Origin of the sequence: Sphingomonas sp. Leaf32 (assembly GCF_001421765.1) — a bacterium.
Classification (GTDB): Bacteria; Pseudomonadota; Alphaproteobacteria; order Sphingomonadales; family Sphingomonadaceae; genus Sphingomonas.
Map to the genome: position 1 here is coordinate 333,094 of NZ_LMLA01000007.1, position 20,880 is coordinate 353,973.

The 20,880-nt window shown below is 67.7% G+C and carries 17 protein-coding genes and 1 tRNA gene; 6 read left to right on the forward strand and 12 right to left on the reverse strand.

Annotated features, from left to right (window positions below):
• Positions 1–116: 116 nt before the first annotated feature.
• Positions 117–818: a hypothetical protein gene (locus tag ASE83_RS09280; RefSeq protein WP_055788594.1), complete on the reverse strand. Its 702-nt coding sequence runs from the start codon at positions 816–818 to the stop codon at positions 117–119.
• 275 nt (positions 819–1,093) lie between these two features.
• On the opposite strand from ASE83_RS09280, the gene ASE83_RS09285 reads away from it, so the two are divergent.
• The 5 genes from ASE83_RS09285 (at position 1,094) to ASE83_RS09305 (ending at position 5,689) form a co-directional block, all read left to right on the forward strand.
• A complete protein-coding gene (locus tag ASE83_RS09285) occupies positions 1,094–1,528 on the forward strand; it encodes a DUF3576 domain-containing protein (protein ID WP_055788597.1) in 435 nt (144 codons plus the stop codon).
• Positions 1,529–1,538: 10 nt separating this feature from the next.
• Positions 1,539–4,034 (forward strand): leucine--tRNA ligase, encoded by a 2,496-nt coding sequence (leuS, locus tag ASE83_RS09290; RefSeq protein ID WP_055788599.1) that lies wholly within the window; start codon positions 1,539–1,541, stop codon positions 4,032–4,034.
• A complete protein-coding gene (gene lptE, locus ASE83_RS09295; RefSeq protein WP_055788602.1) occupies positions 4,031–4,516 on the forward strand; it encodes an LPS assembly lipoprotein LptE in 486 nt (161 codons plus the stop codon). Before leuS ends, lptE begins: the two co-directional genes overlap by 4 nt.
• Positions 4,513–5,517: a DNA polymerase III subunit delta gene (gene holA, locus ASE83_RS09300; RefSeq protein WP_055788605.1), complete on the forward strand. Its 1,005-nt coding sequence runs from the start codon at positions 4,513–4,515 to the stop codon at positions 5,515–5,517. The genes lptE and holA overlap by 4 nt, the downstream gene beginning before the upstream one ends.
• Before the next feature lie 85 nt (positions 5,518–5,602).
• Positions 5,603–5,689 (forward strand) — tRNA-Leu (locus ASE83_RS09305).
• A 730-nt stretch (positions 5,690–6,419) separates the two neighbouring features.
• Here the strand turns inward: ASE83_RS09305 and ASE83_RS09310 are convergent.
• From ASE83_RS09310 to ASE83_RS09355, 11 genes are all read right to left on the reverse strand, one after another.
• The gene (locus tag ASE83_RS09310; protein ID WP_055788608.1) at positions 6,420–7,286 is read right to left on the reverse strand and encodes a class I SAM-dependent methyltransferase; all 867 of its coding nucleotides are present in this window, start codon (positions 7,284–7,286) and stop codon (positions 6,420–6,422) included.
• On the reverse strand, positions 7,286–8,680 hold the full coding sequence (thrC, locus tag ASE83_RS09315) for a threonine synthase (RefSeq protein WP_055788611.1): 1,395 nt from the start codon (positions 8,678–8,680) through the stop codon (positions 7,286–7,288). Before thrC ends, ASE83_RS09310 begins: the two co-directional genes overlap by 1 nt.
• A 10-nt stretch (positions 8,681–8,690) precedes the next feature.
• Positions 8,691–9,299: an SURF1 family protein gene (locus tag ASE83_RS09320; protein ID WP_055788613.1), complete on the reverse strand. Its 609-nt coding sequence runs from the start codon at positions 9,297–9,299 to the stop codon at positions 8,691–8,693.
• Positions 9,296–9,679, reverse strand: coding sequence for a DUF983 domain-containing protein (locus ASE83_RS09325; protein ID WP_055789242.1), 384 nt, complete (start codon positions 9,677–9,679; stop codon positions 9,296–9,298). Before ASE83_RS09325 ends, ASE83_RS09320 begins: the two co-directional genes overlap by 4 nt.
• Positions 9,679–10,593, reverse strand: coding sequence for a cytochrome c oxidase subunit 3 (locus ASE83_RS09330; RefSeq protein WP_055789245.1), 915 nt, complete (start codon positions 10,591–10,593; stop codon positions 9,679–9,681). The genes ASE83_RS09325 and ASE83_RS09330 overlap by 1 nt, the downstream gene beginning before the upstream one ends.
• A 53-nt stretch (positions 10,594–10,646) precedes the next feature.
• On the reverse strand, positions 10,647–11,180 hold the full coding sequence (locus ASE83_RS09335; protein WP_055788616.1) for a cytochrome c oxidase assembly protein: 534 nt from the start codon (positions 11,178–11,180) through the stop codon (positions 10,647–10,649).
• A complete protein-coding gene (locus ASE83_RS19035; protein ID WP_268794971.1) occupies positions 11,177–11,311 on the reverse strand; it encodes a hypothetical protein in 135 nt (44 codons plus the stop codon). The genes ASE83_RS09335 and ASE83_RS19035 overlap by 4 nt, the downstream gene beginning before the upstream one ends.
• Entirely contained in the window at positions 11,308–12,207 is a 900-nt protein-coding gene (locus ASE83_RS09340) for a heme o synthase (protein WP_055788618.1), read from the reverse strand. Before ASE83_RS09340 ends, ASE83_RS19035 begins: the two co-directional genes overlap by 4 nt.
• Positions 12,208–12,273: 66 nt before the next feature.
• The gene (locus tag ASE83_RS09345) at positions 12,274–13,785 is read right to left on the reverse strand and encodes a hypothetical protein (protein WP_055788621.1); all 1,512 of its coding nucleotides are present in this window, start codon (positions 13,783–13,785) and stop codon (positions 12,274–12,276) included.
• Positions 13,782–15,488 (reverse strand): Hsp70 family protein, encoded by a 1,707-nt coding sequence (locus tag ASE83_RS09350; RefSeq protein ID WP_055788624.1) that lies wholly within the window; start codon positions 15,486–15,488, stop codon positions 13,782–13,784. Before ASE83_RS09350 ends, ASE83_RS09345 begins: the two co-directional genes overlap by 4 nt.
• A gap of 69 nt (positions 15,489–15,557) precedes the next feature.
• Positions 15,558–17,954 carry a glycoside hydrolase family 127 protein gene (locus tag ASE83_RS09355; protein WP_055788625.1) on the reverse strand — a complete coding sequence of 799 codons (2,397 nt, stop codon included), beginning with the start codon at positions 17,952–17,954 and terminating at the stop codon, positions 15,558–15,560.
• A gap of 181 nt (positions 17,955–18,135) precedes the next feature.
• Here ASE83_RS09355 and ASE83_RS09360 point away from each other — a divergent pair, with 181 nt between their 5' ends.
• On the forward strand, positions 18,136–20,874 hold the full coding sequence (locus ASE83_RS09360) for a TonB-dependent receptor (protein ID WP_055788628.1): 2,739 nt from the start codon (positions 18,136–18,138) through the stop codon (positions 20,872–20,874).
• The last annotated feature ends 6 nt before the right edge of the window (positions 20,875–20,880 follow it).

The following is a 20,880-nucleotide window of genomic DNA, read 5'->3' on the forward strand; positions in this document are numbered from 1 at the left end:
ATCGGGAGGCGTTACCGCAGCCGAAAAACTAACTTCATGAGAGACTGTCCGGCGAAACCGGGCTTACACCCTGCGAGCCATCTGGAAAGCCGGCCGCTGGGCGACCTGCGCCCAACTCAGAAGCGGAACGCAGTACCCACATAGATCGCCTGGCCCTCACGGCGATCCGGCGTGACGCGGAGCATCCGTTCGCGATCGGTGCGATAGCGCATCCCGGCTGTCACATCGAGGTTGCGGGTCAGCTTGTACGACCCACCGCCATCCAGCGAATAGCCCGAGGTGTCGGCCACCATCTTCGGCTGGTCGGTCAGCGCATGGTCGGCGGTCACCGGGGTCCGGGTGCTGAACTTGCGCGGCGCGTAGCCGATGCCGATCGGATCCCGGCTGCCCGGCTGCGTGCCGATGTCGAGTCGCGTCAGGTCGCCGATCGCGGCCAATCGCTTGCCGCCGACCGATCCACCCAGATTATAGGTGACCGGGTTCAGCGTCATCGTCGGCGTAACGGCGGCGACGCGGTCGGTCGGGCGCTCCGCCTGCATCGTGGCGCTGCGAACGGCGGCCTTGATCGCACGGCTACCGATCACGGCGCCTTCGGACGGGGTGAACTGGAAACCGGTCGGATTCAGTGCGGTACGCGACAATGCGGCGGCAAGCCGCGGATCGGCCGACGCCGGCGTGAACGATCCGAAGCCGGCGATGGGCATCCGGCCCATGTCGAGCTGCTTCAGGACACGCGGCGCGCGCTGTTCCTGCGCGAACAGGGCCGGTGACGCACCAAGCCCGGCGGCGATCAACGCCCCCAGTCCGATGCCAACCATGATCCTGCCACCCGTCATGTCAAACCTCACTCCCCGCTAATGGCGCTATCACGATTCGGTTGCCTGTATCCACCGGCCGGAGTCGCTTTCCCGACCAGTGTTGCACCGAACACACATATTTGTCCGACCACGGCAATCGATGGCGCGGCGCGCGCGGCAGCGTGCCGTTTCCGCACGGTTCGGTGTCCGCCGCACCAACCCGCTTGCCGCGTCCGCGCCACCTCCTATAGAAGCGGGCCGAACTGCCATATTGGCCTGTAGTCAAGGAACCGCCGATGAACCGCCCGCTGCTGATCGCGTTGCTGGCAACGCTTGCTTTGCCGATGGCCGCGTGCAGCGGGGGCAAGGGGCGCGTATCGGGCGACCTTGCCGCGTCGAAGGTGACGACGATCGGCGTGAACAGCTATCTGTGGCGCGCCAGCCTCGACACGCTGTCGTTCATGCCGATGGCGCAGACCGATTCGAACGGCGGCGTCATCGTCACCGACTGGTACGTCAATCCGGCCACGCCGACCGAGCGGACCAAGGTGACCGTCACGATCCTCGACCAGGACCTGCGCGCCGACGCGCTGCGCGTGGCGCAAATCCGACAGGTCAACCAGGGCGGCCAATGGGTCGAGGCCCCGGTCGCCGCCGCCACGGTGCAGAAGCTGGAAGACATCATCCTGACCCGTGCGCGCGACCTGCGCCGCGGTGCCATCACGGGCTGATCCGACGACCATGACCCCGCGTTTTTCGCCGGCCGATGCCGATGCCCGCTGGCAGGCCGCATGGGATTCGGCGCGCACCTTCGTCGCCGACGACCATTCGTCCAAGCCGAAGCGCTATGTGCTGGAGATGTTTCCCTATCCGTCGGGGCGCATCCATATGGGGCACGTCCGCAACTATACGATGGGCGACGTGCTGGCGCGCTTCCTGCGGATGACGGGGCATGAGGTGCTGCATCCGATGGGCTGGGACGCCTTCGGGATGCCGGCCGAAAATGCGGCGATGGAAAAGAAGGTCCATCCCGGCACCTGGACCTATGCCAATATCGCGGCGATGAAGGCGCAGTTGAAGCGGCTCGGCCTCGCCTTCGACTGGTCGCGCGAGTTCGCCACCTGCGATCCGGAATATTACGGGCACGAACAGGCGCTGTTCCTCGAACTGCTCAAGGGCGGCCTGGTCTATCGCAAGGAATCGGCGGTCAACTGGGATCCGGTCGACATGACCGTGCTGGCCAACGAACAGGTGATCGACGGCCGCGGCTGGCGGTCGGGCGCGCTGGTCGAGAAGCGCAAGCTGTCGCAGTGGTTCCTGAAGATCACCGACTTCGCCGACGACCTGCTCGACGGGCTGGGGACGCTCGACCAGTGGCCCGACAAGGTCCGGCTGATGCAGGAAAACTGGATCGGCAAGTCGGAGGGGCTGCAATTCTCCTTCGCGCCGGTCGCCCCGTTCGATCAGCGGATCGAAGTCTATTCGACCCGCCCCGACACCATCTTCGGCGCGAGCTTCGTCGCGATCGCCTCCGATCATCCGATCGCGCGCGCGCTGGCCGAGGGTAACGCGGACGTCGCGGCGTTCATCGATCTGTGCAAGCAGGGGGGCACCACCGCTGCCGAGCTGGAGACGGCGGAAAAGCTGGGCTTCGATACCGGCCATCGGATGCAGCATCCCTTCGATGCCGCGATCGAACTGCCGGTCTATATCGCGAACTTCGTGCTGATGGACTATGGCACCGGCGCGGTGATGGGCGTGCCGGCGCATGACCAGCGCGACCTCGACTTCGCGCGGAAATACGGCCTCGAGGTCCGCCGCGTCGTCGCGGATGGCGAGAACGCCGATCCGGTGTTCGAGGGCAACGAAGCCTATACCGGTCCCGGCCGGCTGGTGAACTCCGACTTCCTGAACGACATGGACGTCGCCGCCGCAAAGCGTGCGGTGATCGACCGGTCCGAATCCGGCGGCTGGGGCAAGGGCACGACCGTATGGCGCCTGCGCGACTGGGGCGTGTCGCGCCAGCGTTACTGGGGCACGCCGATCCCGATCGTCCATTGCGACGATTGCGGCGTGGTGCCGGTCCCGACCGACCAGTTGCCGGTCAAGCTGCCCGAGGACGTGTCGTTCGACATCCCCGGCAACCCGCTCGACCGCCATCCGACGTGGAAAGCTGTCGACTGCCCAGCCTGCGGCAAGCCGGCGCGGCGCGAAACCGACACGCTCGACACCTTCGTCGATTCGTCGTGGTATTTCATCCGTTTCGCCAGCCAGCCCGATGACAAACCGTTCGACCGTGCGGTGGCGGAAAGCTGGCTGCCGGTCGGGCAATATATCGGGGGGGTCGAACATGCGATCCTCCACCTGCTCTACGCCCGCTTCTGGACCCGCGCGCTCAACCATGTCGGGCTGATCGACCTGAAGGAGCCGTTCGCCGGCCTGTTCACGCAGGGCATGGTCACGCACGAGACGTACAAGTCGGCCGATGGTCGCTGGCTTGCCCCGTCGGAAGTGACCGACGGCACCGAGACAGCGACCGGCGATGCGATCACCGTCGGCCGCATCGAAAAAATGTCGAAGTCGAAGAAGAATACGGTCGATCCCGAACCGATTCTCGATCGCTACGGTGCTGACGCCGCGCGCTGGTTCATGCTGTCCGACAGCCCGCCCGAACGCGACCTGCCGTGGAGCGAGGCCGGCATCGAAGGCGCCGAACGCTTCGTCAAGCGGGTGTGGAAGCTGGTCGCGGCGCACGTAGCCGGCGGCACCAGCCCGGATGCGCTGACCCGTGCCATCCACCGTACCATCGCCGGCGTCGCCGACGATATCACCGGGCTGCAATTCAACAAGGCGGTGGCCAAGCTCTACACATTGCTGGGCGAGGCGGAGAAGGCCAAGGGCATGTCGGACGCCGACATCGACGCGCTGCTGCTGCTGGTCAGCCCGATGATCCCGCATCTCGCGGAAGAGGCATGGTCGCAACTGGGTCGTCCCGGCCTGATCGCCGATGCCGCATGGCCGCTGGTCGACGCAGCGATGCTGGTCGAGGCCGAATCGACCATCGCGGTGCAGGTCAACGGCAAGCTGCGCGACACCATCGTCTTGCCCAAGGGCATTGCCAAGGAGGATGCCGAGGCCGCCGCGCTGGCGAGCGAGAAGATCGTGCGTGCGCTGGAGGGCAAGGCCCCGCGCAAGATCATCGTCGTGCCCGACCGCCTCGTGAACATCGTCGCATGATCCGCGCCGCCATCCTCGCTACCGCACTGCTGCTCGGCGGCTGTGGTCTGCGTCCGCTCTATGCCGGCGGTGAGGGCGGGGTGGTCCGCCAAACGCTGTCGGGGGTCGAGGTCGCGCCGATTGCGGGCCAGAATGGCTGGCTGGTCGCCAACGCGCTGCGCGACCGGCTGCGCGCCGAGGGGCCGGCACGCTACCGGTTGGAGATCAAGCTCGACGACGACATCACCGGCCTTGGCGTGCGGCGCGACGATTCGATTACGCGCGAACGGCGGACGCTGCGCGCGCGCTATCAGTTGATCGACCTGTCGAACGGCGCGGTCACGATCGACGCGACGGCGGGGTCGGATGCCGGCATCGACGTGGTGCGATCCGAATATGCGACCATCGCGGCGGAACGCACCGCGCTCGAACGCCTGTCGGTGATCGTCGCCGATCAGATCGTGACCCGGATCGCGCTGAACCTTCCCAAGTCGGGCTCGTGAAGCTCCGGCCCGAGCAGGTCGCGGCCAAGCTCGACCGGCCCGGCCCCGATATTCGCTTCTATTTGTTCCACGGCCCCGACACGGCCGGCGCACTGGCGCTGGCCGGCCGCCTTGCCAAGGGTGTGGGCGAGGGGGCCGAGCGCGTCGATATGGACGGCGCGATGCTGAAGGGCCGTCCGGGCGTGCTGGCGGACGAAGCCGCCTCCATGTCGCTGTTCGGCGATGCGCGCTTCATCCGCGTGACGGGCATGGGCGAGGAATCGGTCGAGGCGGTGACGCTGCTGCTCGCCGCCGAGCGGGCCGGCAATCCGGTCGCGGCGATCGCGCCGACGGTCAAGGGCACGTCGAAGCTGGTGAAGCTGGTGACCGCCTCACTGAACGCCGTCGCGGTCGCCTGTTACGTGCCCGATGCGGCGCAGGCGGCGAAGCTGGCGGTGGCGATGGCGCGCGACCACGGCCTGCGATTGCTGGGCGACGTGCCCGATCGGCTGGCGGCGGTGACGGCGGGCGACCGCGCGGTACTGGCCAGCGAGATCGAAAAGCTGGCGCTGTATCTCGACGCCTCGCCCGATCGGCCGCGCGATGCCGATGGGGAAGCGTTCGACGCGATCGGGGCTTCCATCGCCGATGCCGAAATGAACGGCATCGTCAGCGCGATGATCGCGGGCGATGCCGCCGCCGCCGCGCTGGCCGAAGTGCCCGGCGGGCCGATCCCGCTGCTGCGGGGCGTCGCCCGGCGGCTCTTGTCGCTGGCGGAGATGCGCGCCGATATCGATGACGGCGACAGCGTCGACCGGGTGATGGAGCGCCACCGCGTGTTCTTCAAGGAACAGGCCGCGACGGCGCAGGCGCTGCGCCGTTGGGATGCCCCGCGCCTCGCCCGCGCGCTGGAACGGGTGCGCGATGCCGAACGCGCCGCGCTGTCGGGCAGCGGCCTTGGCGACGTGATGACCGCCGCCGAAGCCATCGCGATCGCCCGCGCCGCCGCGCGCGGACGATAACGCATAAAAGCATTTGCACGACCGCCGGTGCGCTGCTAGGGGCACCCTCCTGCCAGCCAAGGGGGCGACCCCAAGGTGTTCACGTGCGGTCGTGGCGGAACTGGTAGACGCGCAACGTTGAGGTCGTTGTGGCCGAAAGGCCGTGGAAGTTCGAGTCTTCTCGACCGCACCATTTCCGGTCAAGGGCGGGTATCAGGCCCGCCTTGACGGGAAGTCCGATCGGGCCGCCGTTTTGCGGTGCCGATAGCGGACCCGGGACGATGGTCCCGCACCGGCGCAAGGCCGATCAACTCCGATCATTTTCGAACCTGACGCGGGTAGGGTATTTAGCCTGTCGCAATGGCCGCCCCGCCGCTAATGCACGCAGCCTCATGGTAGCGCATTCCTGCTAGAGTGGTTTCCGATCAGGTTGGATCACCGACACGGCGGTGATTTCGGTTCGAGGCAAGGCGGGAGGAGGGAGCGATGCTGAAGCATCGTGACCGACGAGCAACGCCGCCCCGGATCGAAAGCGCCCCGCTGCGAAGCAGGCGCCCGAAGGGCGATGACGGCGGTTCAACTTGGTCGGAAACGGCTCTAGGGCCAATCGACATTCACCGGACATCGTCACCCCGGACTTGTTCCGGGGTCCACCGAGCCGCAGTCGCGGTCGATAGAGGCTCACGCCGCACCGATTGCCGCGCCGTCGACCCCGGAACAAGTCCGGGGTGACGGAAAGGATGTGAATGTCGACCCGCCATAGGTTCTGATCCAACCACACGGAATCGTCGCCCTAGCGAAGGCTGGGGCCACAGGCGGCTCCTGCTGCGTGCCAGCCCCAAGCGATCCTACCCTTCGCTGGTATGACGTTCGGTGCAAACAGGGCGAGAAGCGAACCGCCCACCCCCAGCAGGCTGCGCCGCTTACCGGCTCCAGCGCGCGAAAATGGCGGTCGGCAGGGTCAGGCCGCGGGCTTCCTCGCGCACGCCCAGTTCGCCGCATTCGACCTGCCCGCCCAGATCGCCCAGCGACTGACGCAGCAATTCACCGATCGCCAGCGCCGACATCCGCACCGCGTACACGGTCAGGAACAGGAAGCGCGAGTTCGCATCGAGCAACTGCCGGCAATCGGCGATCATCGCCGGCAGGTGCTCTTCCAGCTTCCACACCTCGCCGTTCGGGCCGCGGCCCCATTTCGGTGGATCGAGGATGATGCCGTCATAACGCCGCCCGCGCCGCACCTCACGGGCGACGAACTTCGCGGCATCCTCGACCAGCCAGCGCACCGGCTTGTCGGTCATGTCCGACAGCGCGGCGTTGCTCCGTGCCTGTTCGACCGACTTCTTCGACGCATCGACATGGACGACGCGCGCGCCGGCCGCCGCCAGCGCCAGCGATCCGACGCCGGTATAGCCGAACAGGTTCAGGCATTCCGGGTCACTCGCCCCGTCCAGCCGACCGCGCATCCAGTCCCATACCGGTGCCATGTCGGGGAAGAAGCCGAGATGGCGGAACGGGGTGTTGCTCGCCGAAAAGCGCACCTCGCGCCACGTCAGCGGCCAGTCGCGCGGGGGCTGTTTGAAGAACTGCCAGCGCCCGCCGCCATCCTCGTCCGATCCCGGCACGAATTCGCCATGCGCGTCCCAGTCGGCCAGCGCCGGCGCCCACATCGCCTGTGGTTCGGGCCGGATAAAGCGATAGGGGCCATAGCGTTCGAGCTTGCGACCATGGCCGCAGTCGATCAGCCCGTAATCGGTCCAGGGTTCGCCGATAAGTGCGATCGGGTCCATCAGGCGCGCGGGGTCGCCCGTTCGGCGATCCAGGCGGTCACCGCGTCGAAGGTCGCGGGCAGGGTGACATAGCGTTCCTCGCGCTCGAACAGGTCGCCGACACGCGGCGGCAGCGTGGCACGGGTGCCGATGGCGCGTTCGACCGCATCGGGGAACTTGGCCGGATGCGCCGTCGCCAGCGTCACGATCGGCGCGTCGATCCCGCTGTCGAGCGCGGCGGCAAGGGCGATGGCGGTGTGCGGATCGATGGTCTGCGCGGCATGACCGCACGCCCAGCGCATCGCCTGCGCCATGCGGTCGCCATCGACCCGCGCGCTCTGGAACAGCGACGCGGCGCCCTGTTGCTGGGCATTGGTCAGGCGCATCGCCCGCGTCGCCTCGAACCCGCGCATCTGGTCGCCCAGCGCCCGTCCGTCGCCGCCGCCCAGATCGTGCAGCAGCCGTTCGAAGTTCGAGCTGACCTGGATGTCCATCGACGGCGTGGCGGTGGGCGTCACTGTCGCGCTCGAATAATCGCCGTTGGTCAGCGCGCGGTGGAGGATGTCGTTGACGTTGGTCGCGACGATCAGTCTGGCGATCGGCAGCCCCATCTGTGCCGCGACGTACCCTGCAAACACATCGCCGAAATTGCCGGTCGGGACCGAGAAGGCGATCGCCTTGTCCGGTCCGCCCAGTCGCACGGCGGCGTAGAAATAATAGACCACCTGCGCCATCAACCGCGCCCAGTTGATCGAGTTCACCGCCGACAACCGGAAGCGACCCGAAAAACCGGGATCGTTGAACATCGCCTTGACCAGCGCCTGCGCGGTGTCGAAATCTCCCTCGATCGCGATGTTGTGGACGTTGGGCGACAGCACGGTGGTCATCTGCCGCCGCTGCACGTCGGAGACGCGGCCAGCGGGGTGCAGCATGAAGATGTCGATATTCTCGCGGCCCGCCACGGCGTCGATCGCGGCAGAGCCGGTGTCGCCGCTGGTCGCGCCGACGATGGTCAGCCGCTGGGACGTGCCGGTCAGGAAGCGTTCGAAGAACAGCCCGAGGAGCTGCAGCGCCACGTCCTTGAACGCCAGCGTCGGGCCGTGGAACAGCTCCAGCAGCCATTGGTCATGGTCGAGCTGGACCAGCGGGGTCACCGCCTTGTGGCTGAACCGGCCATAGGCGGTATCGCACAGCACGCGCAGTTCGGCTTCGCTCAGCGAATCGCCGACGAAGGGCAACATCACCCGCACCGCCGTTTCGGCATAGCTGAGGCCCGCCAGCGCGGCGATCTCGGCGTGCGTCAGCGTCGGCCATTCGGTCGGGACATAGAGTCCGCCGTCACTTGCCAATCCGGCCAGCGTCGCGCCGGCGAAGTCGAGTTCGGGCGCATCGCCCCTGGTGCTGACATACCGCATGGGGGTGCGGTTAGCGGCTGCGGCGGCGAAGTGCCAGCAAGTATATGATGACCGCCGCCAAGGCGAAGCCGAACCATTGCAGCGCATAGCCCAGATGATTGTCGGGCAGGCTGGCGGGATCGGGCCGCTGGCTGGCGGACAGGCCGGGAGCGGAGATGTCCGACACGATCATCGGCGCAGGGCGTTTGGCGTGGCCGGTCATCCGGTCGAGCAATGTCGGGCCACCGGGTGCATGGCTGAGCGTGCCTGCGACCGGCCCACCGGCCCAAACCGGGCGCAGCTTCGGATCAGCGGCGACCCCCATGTCGACGCCGAAGCGCTGGCCGGCGGAGGATACACAAGCGGCGATGTGGCGATAGCCCGGCTTGCCGTCGGTCGTGCGCCCTGCGCCCATCGTCCACCCCTCGACCCGCGCGCACGTCGCGGTGACGCGCGCGAACAACAGGTCGTCGGTGATCCGCACCGGTAGCGGCTCGGCCGGGCGGTCGAGATTAGCGGTGGCGCGCGCGATCAGCGCGGCCTTTTCGACGCGGCGCTGGAGCTGCCAGACGCCCAGCGCCACCATGGCGGCAACGGCGAGCAGGACGATCAGCGTGGGAAGGACGGGCAGGCGCTTCATGGTCGGGGGTCGATTTTGCCTTCACGTGCGGCGTTACGATATTCGAGCGCCAGCAACATGCCCTTGGCCACGCGCAACGATCCGACCACGCCGCCGATGGTCAGCGGCACCCAAAGCAGGACATGGACCCACCACGGTGGCCCGACCTTCAGGTCGAGCCAGATGGCGAGGACGGTGACGATCCCGCCCAGGATCAGCGTCAGGAAGGCCGCCGGCCCGTCGCCGACATTGAACGCGGTGAAATCGAGTGAGCAGGCGCTACACCGATCGGCAAAGGCGACGGGGCCACGAAACAGCGTCGTCGCCCCGCAGCGCGGGCACAGGCCGCGTACGCCGCAATCGAAGGGCGCGGGACCGCCCGCGCCCGTCTGGTCAGGCATCAGCCGCCATGGATCGGCGCGCCCCAGCCGCCCCACACATAGATGACGACGAACAGGAACAGCCACACCACGTCGACGAAGTGCCAATACCATGCCGCCGCTTCGAAGCCGAAATGCTGTTTCGGCGTGAAGTCGCCCTTGTACGCGCGGATCAGGTTGACGGCGAGGAAGATGGTGCCGACCAGCACGTGGAAGCCGTGGAACCCGGTCGCCATGTAGAAGGCCGCACCATAGTTCAGCCCCTTGAACGGCATCGGCGCGTGCATGTATTCATAGGCCTGGATGCACGAGAACAGCGCGCCGAGCAGGACGGTCAGCCACAGCCCCTTCTTGACGCCGTCATTCTCGCCCACGCCGATCGCGCCCCACAGGCCCTTCAACGCACCGCCGCGCTGGTTGTGGATCAGCGCATGGTGCGCCCAGGTGACGGTCGTGCCCGACAGCAGCAGGATGAAAGTGTTGAGCAGCGGCAGTTCGAAGGCATTGAGCACTTCGAGGCCAGCGGGCGGCCACTGGGCCTTCACCGCCGTATCGCCCGCCTCGATCAGCGACGTGCCGCCGTCATGGCTCCACTGGACCGCCGCCGGGAACAGCGAGAAGTCGAACCACGACCAGAACCAGCCGACGAAGAACATCACTTCGGACGCGATAAACAGGATCATGCCATAGCGCAGGTGCAGCTGCACCACCGGGGTATGGTCGCCCGCTTTCGCCTCGCGGATGACGTCCGCCCACCAGAAGCCCATGCAGGACAGCGTGGCGATCAGCCCCGCGCCGAACACCAGGCCGCCCAGCGCCGCCTCGTTCATCCACATGATGCCGCCCGCCGCCAGCGCGAAGGCGGCCAGCGAGCTTGCCAGCGGCCAGATGCTGGGGGGAAGGATGTGAAAATCGTGGTTCTTCGCGCCTGCCATCATCCGTCCCTAACGTTCGTCGCGCCTATGCTGGCACGTGATTGCGCCCGACCCTAGCTGGTCGTCGCGGCCGAATCCACCGGGTAAAATGTATAGGACAGCGTGATCGCGCGAATGTCCTTCGCATCCGGATCGGCCAGCATCTTCGGATCGACGAAGAAGATGACCGGCATCCGCACCTTTTCGCCGGGTTGCAGCGTCTGCTGGGTGAAGCAGAAACACTGTATCTTCGTGAAATATTTGCCCGCCTGGGATGGCGTCACGTTGAAGGTCGCGGTGCCGGTCACCGGCCTCCCCGACACGTTCTTCGCGGTGAAGAACGCCATGTCGCGCGCGCCGATGTCGACGGTTTCCGATGCGCGTTCGGGCTTGAACTCCCATCCCAGCGCCGGGTTGGTATTGGTGTCGAAGCGCACCACGACCTTGTCGCCGATGCCGCCGGGCGCTTCCTGTCCGCGCTGGGTGGTGCCGTTGAAGCCGGTCACCTGACAGAACATGCGGTAGAGCGGAACACTGGCGAACCCGACCCCGGTCATGCCGACGACAGCGGCGGCGGAGAACAAGGCGGTGCGCAGGTTCCGGGTCATGCGCCCATCCCGGCCCGAATCTTGACGATGGTGATCGCGAACATCAGCAGGACGAAGGCGCCTAGCAGCCACGCCATCACCTTTGCCCGTTCCCGCTGGCGCGCGCGGATACGATCGTCGTGTTCGCTCATGCCATTACCCACCGGTCGGCGACCAGCGCACCGAACATTGCAAAGAGATACAGGATCGAAAAGGCGAACAGCCGCTTTTCGGGCTTCATCTTGTCGTCGACGCCGGTCGTGCGCGTCGCGACCTGCACCGCCAGCACGCCGAAGGTCGCGGTCAGCAGGCAGGCGGCGATGCCATAGATCGCACCGGTCAGCCCCAGCGGCCACGGCGCGACGGCGACGGCGGCCATCGGGATGGTGTACAGCCCGATCTGCGTCCGCGTCACCCGCTCGCCCGCCACCACCGGCAGCATCGGCACGCCGGCATTGGCGTAATCGGTCTTCACGAACAGCGCCAAGGCCCAGAAATGCGGCGGCGTCCACAGGAAGACGAGGCAGAACAACAGGAACGGCAGCAGCGCGATGTCGCCGGTCGCCGCCGCCCAGCCGATCAGCGGCGGAAACGCCCCCGCCGCGCCGCCGATGACGATGTTCTGCGGCGTGCGGCGCTTCAGCCACACGGTATAGACCAGCACGTAGAACAGGATGGAGACGGTCAGGATCGCGGCGGCAGCGATGTTCACCGCCAGCCCCATCAGCACGACCGAGAAGATCGCGAGGCCGACGCCGAAATGCAGCGCCGATTCGCGGTCCATCCGCCCGGCGGGCAGCGGGCGGCCCTGCGTCCGCTTCATCTTGGCGTCCAGATCAGCCTCATACCACTGGTTCAGCGCGCCCGCCGCTCCGGCACCCAGCGCGATGCACAGCACGGCGGTAAAGCCCAGCACCGGATGGATCGGCACCGGCGCGGCCAGCATCCCGCACAGCCCGGTAAAGACGACCAGCGTCATCACCCGGGGCTTGGTCAGGGCCAGAAAGTCGCGCCAGTCGGCGGGCAGGGTGATCGTCTGCGCGGTCATCGCCGCCCTATATCGGACTGTGGCGGCGGGGGAAAGTGCGGTGCCGCCGCCGATGCCGTCGCGCCGCTATTCCCGGGCGCCTTCACCGCCGACGACCTTTGGCTGCATGTCGCGCAGCAACGTCATGCCGGCCCGGCCCTGCGCCAGCGCGGATTGCCGGATCGCGATGCCCACCCGGCACACATCCTCGTGCGACCCCTTCCCCGACAGGGCATCGCGCAGCCGCCGTTCGGGCAGACGGGTACGGCGCAGCAGGTCGTCGATGATTGAACCGGGGATCGTGAACCGATTGCCCCGGCCGAGCGACGATCCATCGGACATCAGGATGACCCGGTCGATCAACGCCCGTTGTCGCTCGCGGGTCGCCCGGAACAGCATCGGGTTGTCCGACAGGAAGGTGAAGTCCCGGCAATCGATCGGGTTGCCGGCGGCAAAGTCCTGCTTCACGTCGATTTCGAACCGGGCGATGTCCCGCAACAACCCGTCGTCCGCCCCGGCCAGTCCGTGGGAAAGTCGGGTGCGTGACAGGTCCCCGATCATCTGCCGCGCACGCGTGTCGTCGCCGTCGCGGTTGATCGCTGCGGTCGTCGATCGGATCGCGGCCGCCAGGTCGGGGTTGCGCTGCGCGACCTGCCCCAGGTCGAGGTCGGTCAGTTGGCGCGCGATCTGGTTCGGATCGGCGACATAGGCGATCCGGGGCGGTGCGGCGGGCGCGCTCGGCGTGGTGTCCGGCGTGCCGCTGCCCGACAGCGCGATCCGCAGCACGGTGACGATGGCGAAGATCACCAGCCAGGTCTGCACGCCCGCCTTCGGGTTCGGAGCGTCGACGTCCGCCACCCGCGCCGGATCGAGCCAGGATTCGACCACCGGGAACCGGTCGCGGATCAACGCCAGTACTTCGCGCCGTGGCCCCTTGGGGTTCCAGAACGGCGTGCGCCGGTCACCGCTGCGGTTGAGTTCGCGCCACGGGCGATGCAGGCGGTGCTGGGGATCGTCGAGCAACGCGACGAGGCGCGTCGCCCCGATCCGCTCGACGATCGCCTGCGCATCGGCCGACAGCGCATAATCGTTGCGCCGGTCGATCCAGCCGAACGTGGCGGCGGCGGGTTCGAGCAGCGGGTCGGATCGCGGGATGCTCGCCGCCAGCGTTTCGGCGAACCAGCGCTCGGCACCGGCGGCGAAATCGACCTGCTCCAGCCGTGGATCGGCCAGCAGCGCGCGGCCATGCCGGTCGATCTCCGCCAGCTCACCGGGCGTCGGCGGCGCGTCGTGGCCGGGAAACAACAGGGTTTCGAGCGCGTGGAAATGCGCGTTCATCGCCTCGGCTACCGCGTCGTCTTGCGGCTCCGGTTCGGCCTCGACCGGCGGCAGGGGCAGCTCGTCCGCCGCGACCGGTTCGATCGCCACCGGATCGGCGGCCCGCGCCAGCGCGGCGTCGCGGGCATCGCGCAGCGCCTCGAACCCGTCCGGGTCGGCATCGACGTCCATCGCCTTCAGCCGCGCGGCATAGGCACGGCGGATCGTCCCGCGATCCGTCGTCGGATCGCAGTCGAGGACCGCCCAGATGCCGTGCCTCACAGGAAGCGCTCGCCTTCGATCTGGTCGAGCGCCGCGCCGAACGCGGCCCGCGCCTCGGCGATCATCCGCTCGTCCTGCGTCGCCAGCGCGCTTTCGAACTGGCCGAGCATGTGGCCGATCGCCGCGCGCGTATCGCCGAGGAACGATTCATAGGCCCGCCGCGCCCGCGCCAGCAGCGCGGCGTTGGCCGCGTCGTCGCGCGGATGGACCTTCAACGCGGCCAGCGCCGTGCGGCGTCGTTCCAGCTCGGCCGGGTCGGGCGCATCCTCGTCGTCGACGATCACCAGATTGCGCGTCATGCCGGTTTCCGGCACCGAAATATCCACCTCCAGCAGCCCCGAACTGTCATAGCTGAACCGGCAGTCGATCGAGATGGTGCCGGCGGCGCGGGGCGGGACCGCGACGCTGATCTCGCCCAGCTTGACGTTGCCCGACACCTCGCGCGCCTCGCCCTGATAGATGCCGAACTGCACCTTGCGCTGCTGGTCGGCGACTGTCGAAAAGGTCGAGATCCGGCTGATCGGCACCGCCGAATTGCGTTCGATGATCGGGGAAAACAGCCCGGTGCGAAAGCCGCCGCGCCCGTCCGGCTCGCTGGTATCGACACCCAGCGTGAAGGGGCAGACGTCGGTCAGCCGGATTTCGTCCAGTCCCGCATCGCGCGCCAGCAGCCCGGCCTGTACCGCCGCGCCCATCGCGACCGCATGGTCGGGATGCACCGTGGTCGCCGGAAAGCGGCCGAACATCCGGGTGACCGCGCGGCGCACGATCGGCATCCGCGTGGCACCCCCGACTAGCACCACGTCCGACAGGGTAGCGGCGGTGATGTTGCTGTCGCGCAACGACCGCAGGACCGGCTCGCGAATCCGCTGGAGCAGGCCGGTGGCGTGATCCTCGAACGCGGCGGCGGTGACGGGCACGGTCAGCGCCGCATCGTCCACCGTCACCAATAATTCGGCCGAATCGCCCTCGCTAAGCGCGCGGCGGCACCGCTCGGCCGCCTGTGCCAGCAGCGCCGCGGCGCGATCGGGCGGCAGCTTGGCCAGCACCCCATCGGGGTCGAGCGCGGGGCGGGTCAGGTCGATCAGGCAGTCGTTGAAGTCGTCGCCGCCCAGCCGGTTGTCGCCGGCGGACGCGCGCACCTCGATCACGCCGTCGAACATCTCGACGATCGACACGTCGAACGTGCCCCCGCCCAGGTCGAACACGAGGAACGGTTCGCGGTCGCCCCGGTCGGCGATGCCGAACGCCAGCGCGGCGGCGGTCGGTTCGTTGATGAGCCGCTGGATCGGCAACCCGGCCAGTTCGCCCGCCCGCCGGGTCGCCTTGCGCTGGCGATCGTTGAAATAGGCGGGGACGGTCACGACCGCACCGGTCACGGTTTCGCCGGTGAACGCCTCCGCATCGCGCTTCAGGCTGGCGAGGACCAGTGCCGACAGCGCCTCCGCATCGAAGTCGCGCATGGCGAGCCGGGCGGTTTCGCGGGTGCCGATGCGCCGCTTGAAACTGGTGACGGTGCGGTCGGGATGCGTCGCCATCCGGTCGCGCGCGGCACGCCCGACCAGCACCGCATCGTCGTCGCCGATGCTGATGGCGGACGGGGTCAGAACCTCGCCCAGCACGTTCGGCACCATGACTGGCCCGTCGTCGCGCCAGATCGCGCAGGCGCTGTTGGTCGTTCCCAAATCGATCCCGACGATCATCTGTCCGCCTCGGTGAAATACTTGCCCCCGATGTAGCGGATGGCGGACGGCTGGCAACGCCCGTTCGGGTCAGACCGGCGTGATCGGCGTGGCATCCCCGGCGGTCAGCATCCGTACCTCGTAGACGACGCCGTCGCCCCGCGTCGGCGTCAGGCCGATCGTCGCCTGTGGCCGGCCCTGCGCGCCCGCCGAGGGGATCGGATAGTCGAGCGCGACATAGCGGTCGACTGCCGGTCCCTGGTGCGTCGCGGTGGCAAGGGGCGTGCCGTCGAGCGTGATGTCGATCGCGCGATCGACGTCGCCCCCCCATACCAGCAGCCGCAGCACCGCCGGTCCCGGCCGCCGCGCCAGCGTCAGCGTCAGGGTCTGCCCCGGCCTGATCCGCCGCGCCGAGCGTCCGGCCCAGTTGACGACCTCGCTGCCGCCGGCATCGACCGCGTGGTCGCGTTCGGGCTGCATCTCGCCCATGTACAGCGTATCGACGGTGCGCCGGGCCAGCGCCTGTGCCGCCTTCTGCGCCCGGACATAGTCGCCGCGCGCCGCCGCCCAGCGCGCGGTGGTGAAGGTCGGCAGATAGACCGCGGTCCGCCGGTCCCATTGCGCATAGAAGGGGCGGAAGGTCAGCGCCTCGCCCAGTGCGCCGGTCGCGGTGAAGCTGTCGTCCGGTCCCGGCGTCAGCCGGTCGGTGATCGCGCCGTCGGCGACCAGCGCCGGGCCGACCCCGGCAAAGGGCTGCGATTCCGGCCCCAGATCGGCGGCGAGCACCAGCGGGCCATAGGTGAAGGCGACGACCGAGGGGTCGTCGGGCGTCGGCTGCGCGGTCAGCGTCATCGGCAGGGTCAGCGCGATCGTATCGCCGCTGCGCCACGCCCGCTCCAGCACGGCATAGCCGTCGCGCACGATCGGCGTCACGGGGGCGCCGTTGATCCTAAGGGTCGGGTCGCTGGCCCAGCCGGGCAAGCGGACGGCGATCCGCTGCGCCCGGCGCGGGGCACGGCGGATGGTCAGCGTCGCCTGTCCCTTCAGCGGCATCGCGGTATCGAGATCGACCGCCAGCCCGCGCTCGTTCCAGTCGAGCCGCGACGGGATGAACAGGTTCAGGTACAGCGTGTCCGCATCCTGCCACCAGATCGAATCGGCATGCTTGGCATGGCTTTCCATGCCCGATCCGACGCAGCACCAGAAACTGTCATGCGCGCTGGAATAGGTCCGCCGCGCCCCTGCCGCCAGCGGCATGAAATAGACGAAGCGCCCGTCGCGCGGCCGCTGGTGCGCGAGCATGTGGTTGAGCTGCACCCGTTCGTAGAAATCGAACCAGTGGGCCGAAGGCTGCCAGCCATAGAGATGGCGGGTGAGCTTGAGCATATTGTAGCTGTTGCACGCCTCGCACGTCGCTTCCGACAGACGCTGCGACAGCCGGTCGGGCTGGCCGAAATGTTCGCGTTCGGAATTGCCGCCGATGACGTAGCTGTGATGCCCGGTGACGCGTTGGTGAAAGAAGCGCGCGGTGGCGGCATGGGCCGGCGCGCCGGTCAGTTCGTACAGCCGGGCGAGGCCGATGACCTTCGGAATCTGCGTATTGGCATGAAGCCCGGCCAGCTTGTCCTGCTGCGCGGTCAGCGGGTCTAGCACGGCCTTGTGCCGGATCTTCTCGGCCATGCGCAGCCAGCGGGCGTCGCCGGTCAGGGCATAGGTATCGGCATAGCTTTCGTTCAGCCCGCCATGTTCGGCGGCCAGCACGCGCTGCATCTGGTCGTCGTTCAGCGGTTCCAGCACGCCCGCCAGATAGCCCGCGACCCCCAGCAGGATCGGCATCGCGCGCGGGTTGCGCGCCAGGACATGGGCATCGACCAGCCCGGCATGGACCTTGTGCCAGGTATAGAGCGGCACCCAGCCGCCGTTCAGGTCGAACCCGCCGCTGCGGATGTCGCCCCGGCGCAGTTCCTCGAACACGATCTTGCCGTCGACGGTCCTGCCGTCCCGCTCGACCGTCGTGCCGCCCAGATAGCCGTCGCCCTGCGCCGCCTGAATCCGCGCCATCTCGGCCAGCGCATGGTCCAGCCGTGCCGCGATCGCCGCATCGCCGGTATTGGCGACCAGCAGCGCACATGCCGACAGCCAGTGGCCCAGACTGTGCCCGGCGATCCCCTGCGCCTCCCACCCGCCATAGACCGGCGCCGGCGCGGGCAGCCCGGCCGAGACATAGAAATTGTGCAGCAGCCGTTCGGGAACGAGGTCGAGCAGATAGGCCCGGTTGGCGGCAAGGGCGTCGGCAAAGGGCGACGGTGTCAGGCGGACATGGCGTGCCGGCACCGGCGCGACCCGGCGGACGGCCGGCACCGCCGCCAGCGCGGACGCCCCGAACGGCAACAGGCTGGCACCGACCAGCAACGCGCGCCGGCTGAACGCGATCGAACCGCCGCAGCGGTCGGCCGGCACGGGAACGGGCATGGGATCGATCGGCATGGTCGGCGTCCTCCCGATACGGCCGTCAGGGCGACACACCGGCACGAGCGAATTTGTCGGAGTTTTTCCCAACGGTCAACCGGTGGCGGCAGAGGTGCCGACGGCATTAACCAACTGGTATCCACCTGCGCGGTAAGACCTCACTTGCAGAATAGGACGTGGGGTCCGGGGGATAGGCGAAATGCGTAACTGGGGGTATCTGCTGGCGGCGACTGCCTGTGTGACGGTAGCGGCACCGGTATCGGCACAGGGGTTGCGCGGCGTCGTACCGACCGCCGGGGACAAGGCGGACGCCAAGCCTGCCGAGGAACAATCCGCCAACACCGCCGACATCGTCGTGACCGCGACTCGCCGATCGCAGCGCCTGTCGAACGTACCGATCGCGGTCAGCGCCTACAGCACCGCCGCGCTCCAGAATTCGGGCGCGACCGACATTCGCCAGATGGCGCAGCTCTCGCCATCGTTGATTGTGTCTTCGACGGGATCGGAAGCGAACGCGACCGCCCGCCTGCGCGGCATCGGCACGGTCGGTGACAATCCCGGCCTCGAAAGCTCGGTCGCGGTGTTCATCGACGGGGTGTATCGCAGCCGCACCGGTTCGGGCCTGAACGACCTGGGCGAGGTCGAACGGATCGAGGTGCTGCGCGGGCCGCAGGGCACGTTGTCGGGCCGCAATTCGTCGGCCGGCGCGATCAGCATCTACACCAAATATCCCTCGTTCGACTTCGGTGGCTATGGCGAGGCGACCTACGGCAATTTCAACGCCGTCCGCTTGGCCGGCGCGCTGACCGGGCCGATCGTCAAGGATAAGCTGGCGTTCCGCGTCGACGGCGTGTTCGGCAAGCGCGACGGCTTTTACCGCGATGTCGTCAACAACACCGATTACAACGACCGCAACCGCACTTTCGTGCGCGGGCAGCTCTTCTTCAAACCGGTCGACAATTTCTCGGTCCGCCTGATCGGCGACTATACCTATCGCGACGAGAAATGCTGCGGCGCGGTCTATCTCAATACGCAGGAAAAGCTCGACCCGACGCCGGGCGTTCCGGGCGATTACGTTCCCGCCGCGCAAAACCGCATCGTCACCATCCTGCGCAGCCTGGGCGGCGTATTGCCCAGCGACGGCGACCCGTACAACCGCCGGATCGCGAACACGCGCGGCCGCGCCTATGCGAACGTCACCAAGGATTATGGCGGTTCGGCCCGCATTGGCTGGACCTTTTCGAACCTGCAGCTGATCTCGATCAGCGCGTATCGCGAATATAAGGCGGGCGGCGCGGCCGATGTCGATTACGGCAATGTCGATATCGCCTATCGCCCCGACGACGGCAACGCCTATCGCCAGTTCCGCACCTTTACCCAGGAAACGCGGCTGAGCGGCGGGCTGTTCGGCAACCGGCTCGACTGGATGGTCGGCGGCTATTACGCCCATGAAAAGTTGGAGGTTGCCGACAATCTCCGCTTCGGCACCGATTTCGGCGCGTTCGCCGCCTGCCGCGCCGTCGCAACGATCAACCCGCTCGAAGCGCTGCGCAGCCCCCGTGCCGCAGGCTGCCTCAGCGCCGCCGGGCGCGCCGCGCTGACCCCGGCGGTGGGACCCACGGTCATCGCCGGGATCGATCGCCTGTCGACGCTGAACGATCTGGGCAGCATCCGCGACCTGTATGACCAGACCAGCAGCAACTATGCGTTCTTCACCCACAATATCTTCAAGCTGACCGATAATCTGAGCATCACCGGCGGTCTGCGCTATACTCATGAAGCCAAGCGGCTGAACGCCAGCTTCGTCAACAACAACACGGTCTGCCCGGCGCAGCAGGCGGCACTCGGCCCGCTGCTCGGCAGCAGCAACGCGACGCTCCGGTCGCTGGCGGCGGGCATCATCACGCTGACCTGCACCGGCAATTCGACCGCGGCGCTGACCGGCGTGCCGATCCGCGATTCGCTGACCGAGGGGCAGGTGACCGGCACGACCGTGCTGTCGTGGAAGCCGGTGCCGAGCACGCTGCTCTATGCGTCCTATGCGCGCGGATACAAGGCGGGCGGCTATAATCTCGACCGGTCGGACCTGTCGGCGACCGTCTTCGCCACGCCGACCGCTGCCAGCGCAGCCAACCTGCGCTTCGACCCGGAAACGGTGCAGGCGTTCGAAATCGGCGTGAAGTACAGCTCGGCCAAATTCACCGCGAACCTCGCCGCGTTCCGTTCGGCGTTCCGCAATTTCCAGCTGAATACGTTCAACGGCACCAACTTCATCGTGCAGAACATCAGTTCCTGCGCGGACTCGCTGGGCGGCGCGGACCGCGACAATGATACGGGCACCGGCCGCTGCACCGGAAAGGTCGGCGCGGGCGTCGTGACGCAGGGGTTCGAACTGGAGGCCGGCGCCTATCCCGCGCCCGACCTCGCCTTCAACCTGGGCTATACCTATGCCCATACCCAGTATCGCCGGAACCTGGTCGGCAGCGAAGCGGGCGAGCCGCTCAACGCCGCGCTGTTCCTGCTGCCGAACAACCAGATGTCGAACGCGCCGCGCCACACCATCACCAATTCGGCGGTGTGGACGCCGGCGGTGGGCCGCAACCTGACCGCGCTGTTCTACGTCGATAGCCGGCTGTCGAGCGACTATAACACCGGTTCCGACCTGTTCGCCGAAAAGCGGATGGACGGCTTGTTCCTGATGAACGCCCGTATCGGCCTGCGCGGTCCCGAACAGCGCTGGGCGATCGAGTTCTGGGGACAGAATATCCTCGACACCGACTATCAGCAGGTCGCGTTCTCCGCGCCGTTCCAGGGTGCCGGCAGCGTGTCGCAGGTCACGCGTTTCGGCGCTCCGGCCTTCGCCGTCGGCAACGCGATCACCTCCTCCTACCTCGCCGAACCGCGCACGTACGGCATCACGCTGCGCTCGCGGTTTTGATATGTT